At 63.9% G+C, this 4,390-nt stretch carries 3 protein-coding genes and 1 pseudogene; 1 reads left to right on the forward strand and 3 read right to left on the reverse strand.

The features are described 5' to 3' along the window. Positions 1-862 (reverse strand): Wzz/FepE/Etk N-terminal domain-containing protein (locus MOV75_RS28590; protein WP_247007018.1); only part of this gene is annotated, 862 nt, incomplete at its 3' end. A 291-nt stretch (positions 863-1,153) separates the two neighbouring features. Further along, positions 1,154-1,954, reverse strand: a complete 801-nt coding sequence (locus tag MOV75_RS28595) for a bifunctional 2-polyprenyl-6-hydroxyphenol methylase/3-demethylubiquinol 3-O-methyltransferase UbiG (protein WP_246928744.1) — start codon at positions 1,952-1,954, stop codon at positions 1,154-1,156. A 394-nt stretch (positions 1,955-2,348) separates the two neighbouring features. On the opposite strand from MOV75_RS28595, the gene MOV75_RS28600 reads away from it, so the two are divergent. Then, entirely contained in the window at positions 2,349-3,377 is a 1,029-nt protein-coding gene (locus MOV75_RS28600) for a glycosyltransferase family 2 protein (RefSeq protein ID WP_246928742.1), read from the forward strand. Between the two features lie 3 nt (positions 3,378-3,380). Here MOV75_RS28600 and MOV75_RS28605 read toward each other — a convergent pair. Then, a pseudogene (locus tag MOV75_RS28605) lies at positions 3,381-3,971 on the reverse strand (UDP-hexose transferase); the annotation flags it as partial. Between the last annotated feature and the right edge of the window lie 419 nt (positions 3,972-4,390).

Raw genomic sequence — 4,390 nt, forward strand, 5'->3', positions numbered from 1 at the left:
GGCTGGCCTCGATCTGATCGAGCCGCGCCTGCGCGTCCATCGTCGCCGCGCGGGCCGCGGAAAGCCGCTGGTTGCTGGCGGAGAGCTGCTGGTCGCTGATCAGTGCGTCCTGGGTGCCGACAAAATTGTTCTGCGCCTTGTAGGTGGCGAGCGCGGTCTCGGCGCTGCGCAGCCGCTCGCGCAGCTCCTTGAGGCGGCCGGAGAGATCGTTGGTGGCGCGCCGTGCGGCCGAAGCCTGCGAGTTGCGGGATTCGGCGAGATAGGCGCTGGTGAGGGTGTTGGCGAGCATCGCCGCCTTCGCCGGATCGGTCGACCAGACCTCGATGTCGACGATGAAGCTCTTCTCGGTCTTGCGGATCGTAATGTGCCGGTTCAGCGCCTCGAGCGCCGCAAGCTGCACTTCCTTGTTGTCGGCACCGGAGGGCGCGCGGGGCTGCAGGCCGATCAGGCCGAGCAGCGACGACATCAGGCTCCTGCCGTCGCCGCCGCCGAATTCCGGGTCCTTGTCGAGACCAGCCTGCTGGATCACCTTGAGCAGGACGCTGTTGGAGGTGATCAGGCGCGCCTGGCTCTCCACCACCATGGACATGCCGGAGACATCCTGCGCGCGCGGCGTAAGCTCACGATCGACGAGCTGAAGCTCGCGCGGATCGACATAGAGCTGGGCGGTGGCGGTGTAGCGGGGCGTCAGGCTCTTGCCGATGGTGACGGCAAGCGTTGCGCCGAGCAGCGCGGCCGCGGCAATCGCGATCTTGCGCCGCCAGAGCAGATTGGCGAGCTCGAGAACGTTGAAGCCGGCCTGAGTCTTCTGTTGCGGGGGCTCGGGTCTCGCCCGATCGATCGGCTGGTTATAGTCAAGCATGATCCCCAGCTTTCATTCCAACTGCCGTAGGCTGAGCGGTTACTCTTCGCTCTACGCCATGCCCCCGGGATATAGGGGCCCAATCCACGCAACAGGGAAAATTAACCATACTCATTGAGGGACTATTCACCGAAATGGCAAACAAAGCGTTTAAGCGCATGCCAATCCGCGCTGCGTCCTCGTGACGCTCGGGATGCGTGAAATCCCCGGAGATTAACGGTTCGTTACCGCGCACGGCGTGGCCGCGAGGCTCCGCTTGTTCCGTGATGGACCGCGCGCGCGCCATAATGGTCAGCTTTTCCGCAGGATGACGTGATAGTCGCCGCGACGGACATCGATGCCGCGTGGAAGCACGGCGTTCAGCACGGCGGCGCCGGCGTCCACGAGGGACGCGAACAGCGGCTTGCGCCGACGCATCTCGGGATAGCGCGGACTCTCGACCTCCCGGCGGTAGATCATCTCGAGGCCGTTGGCGGCTGCGAACGCTTCGAGCCGGGGCAGCGTCACCAGCGGGTGAAAGAAGGTCGGGAATGGCGGCTCGCCGGGCAGACCGGCGTCCTTGATGCCGCGGATGTGCCGGTAGAACCAGACGTGAAACCAGTGCGGCGAATATTTGGTGACGACGCCGGACAGGGAGCGCGGATTGGGCGCGCCGATCAGCACCATGCCGCCGCGCTTGAGCGCATCGCGGAAATTCAGCAGCGCGGCGTCGACGTTGGGCAGATGCTCGATCACATTGTAGCAGATCACGAGATCGAAGGTCTCGCGCCCGAAACGGTAGGCCTGCACGTCGCCGAGGATCGCCTCGTCTGCGTAGCTGTTGTTGCGGACCTGGTCCTCGTCGATATCGACGACGGTGACCTTGCTGCGGTCAAGCATTTCCGGTGGCAGGACGCTGCATGAACCGCCGCCGGCTTCGTAGATGGCGAGTTGGCCTTTCGGCAGTTCGCGGCGCAGCACGTCGTGAACGGCGAGCAGGCTGTCGCGGGCTTCGCCGGGGACGAGATCGTGGAGCGCCTGGGTATATGCCGTGACCGCGGGGATATGGATCGCCGTGGCTGTCGCGAAATCGATCGTGGCTGGCTTGTTCATGTTTTTTGACCGCGCTTGTTCTATTCAAATTTACAGGAAAAATCTCGCAGGCCCGAAGAGCAAATCTGATGCCGCGTCGTCTCACCGGTCGCAGTGCTTACGGTCGGGTTAATCCGCATACGCATTAACTACGGCATTGTTCATGTTAGGTCGTTGTCGGCGCATGGACCGCGAATTGCAGTATCACGCGCGCATGATTTCGCGGAAGAAACAGGCGAAAGCGGTTAAACGCATGATGTCGGTTCAGGACGGCCAGGAGATCGGCGTGAGGCGCAGGCACGCGCATTCAACGGGTCGTCCATTTTGGGACGCATCTGTCCCGCGGCGATGTGCCGTCGCAGGACGCGGGATTGATGCAGGGCTTTTTCAACATATCTCGGACATCTAGAACGTCATGACCTTGATCCCGACAGACCTGTCCGCCATGCGCATCTCGGATGCCGTGCGCGATCCCAACCGGGAGATCGTGGCGAGCTCCCGGGTCATCGACCTGTCAGTCGGCATCGTCGTCTGCATCCCCTGCTTCCGTCGTCCGCAGCACCTGCGGCTGACGCTGGAATCGCTGGTGAACCAGCGTACCCCACGTTCCTTTGCCGTCGTCATGGTCGAGAACGATGCCGCGCAGCGCGAAAGCGCGCCGGTTGCTGCGGAATTTCTGGCCGAGGGCAGGCTGCAGGGCGTCTGTCTCGTCGAGAAGCGTCAGGGCAATTGCCAGGCGATCAATGCCGCGTTCGAGACGGCGCTGGCGCTGTTTCCCGCCGCGACCCGCTTCCTGATGATCGATGACGACGAGATCGCGTCAAGCGACTGGCTCGAGCTGATGGTTCGCACCGCGGAGGCGACCGGCGCCGACGTGGTCGGCGGGCCGGTGCTGCCGGTGTTCGAGGACGACAGCAAGCCGTGGCTGTCGCGTCATCCCGCCTTCTGTCCCGCCTACGACTATTCCGGCGCGGTGCCGCTGATCTATGGCTGCGGCAATTGCCTGATCACGCGTTCCGCCTTCGAGCGGTTCGATCGTCCCGCGTTCGACTTGCGCTTCAATTTTCTCGGCGGCGGCGATTGCGATTTCTTCGTGCGGTGCCGCGATGCCGGCATGATATTCCATTGGACGGCGGAGGCGGTCATCACCGAGACCGTGCCGCAAAGCCGCACCAGTCTCGGCTGGGTCGCAAAGCGTGGCCTGCGCATCGGCGCGATCAATTATCGCGTGCAATACAAGGCTGCTCAAAGCGCAAGCGCGCGCGCATGGGTGTTCGTGCAGATGCTCGGACGGCTGCCGCTGTCGCTGGTCCGGTCCGCTCGCATGCTGGCGACGTCGAAAGCCGTCGTCGCCATGCATCCGGCGCTGGTGGCGCTCGGCTCCATGCTTGCGGCGTTCGGCTTCGCGCCGAAGCCCTATGAGGCCTCCAAAATCGTGTCGTGACGGTTAGATGCCGAAGCGGGCGAGGGCGGTCCTTGCCGCGGCGCGCGGCAACGCCCTGAGCGAACGCCGGCCGACCATTCCGAGATAGCCCAGGGCTTGGCGATATCGCCCGAATCGGACCGCCTGCATCGCCGCATAGGTGATGAGATGAAGTTCGGCGGCAAGGCGCAGCCCGGACGCCGTACCTTCGGGCAATCTCGCCAGGATCAAACCGTCGTCGAACACCCGCGCGATGGCCGGGAAGAAGTCCTTCGGTGTCCGGACCGCGGCGTTCATGGTGTTGGCGGTGTGCAGGCGATAATCGAGCAGCAGCTTCGGCGCGAATTCGAACTCGCCGATCGCCGCGAGACGGCACCAGCAATGCCAGTCCTCGCAATATCTGAGCGACGTATCGAAGCCGCCGATGGCGTGGAAGGCCTCCGCGCGCGCGAGAGCAATACCGCCATTGACGATGAAATTGCCGGCCGCGAGTCGCGTCAGCACATCACCAGATGGCTTGCGACGTCTCTTCAACAGGTCGCGCCGCCCGATCTGGCGTCCCTCGCTGTCGATCGTGTTGTAGTCGCCGTAGACGACAACGGCGCGAGGCGCGCCGCATGCTGGTCAAGGACAGCATCTGCCAGTTGGTGCGTTGGGTGTAATGCCCGCTCCTTCCAAGTCGTCATTGCGAGCGTAGCGAAGCAATCCAGAATCTTCCCGCGGAGGGACTCTGGATTGCTTCGCTGCGCTCGCAATGACGGAGGAAGCAGCGGGGTGAGGCCTATCCCTCCGCGCGTCGAAAACTTGTAGGGTGGGCAAAGGCGCGCTCGCGCCGTGCCCACGTCTGCTAACAAGTATCCAAGCCGTGGGCACGCTGCGCTTTGCCCACCCTACGATACTGGATTTGCTTCGTTGCGCTCGCAACGACGGAGAAGAGAGGGGCGTTCCTTTGGCATCATACCGCCGCGTCGAGGGTCATCGCCGCTCCTTGTCCCTCGGGGCGGGCGGCGGCTTGCGCGGCGCGGCAGGGCGCT

This window comes from Bradyrhizobium sp. PRIMUS42, assembly GCF_023006515.1.
In the GTDB taxonomy this organism is placed as follows: Bacteria; Pseudomonadota; Alphaproteobacteria; order Rhizobiales; family Xanthobacteraceae; genus Bradyrhizobium.

Bases quoted from the DNA above. Each gene is read 5' to 3' on its own strand.
- MOV75_RS28595 (WP_246928744.1), bottom strand. From the start codon at position 1,954: ATGAACAAGCCAGCCACGATCGATTTCGCGACAGCCACGGCGATCCAT.
- MOV75_RS28600 (WP_246928742.1), top strand. From the start codon at position 2,349: ATGACCTTGATCCCGACAGACCTGTCCGCCATGCGCATCTCGGATGCC.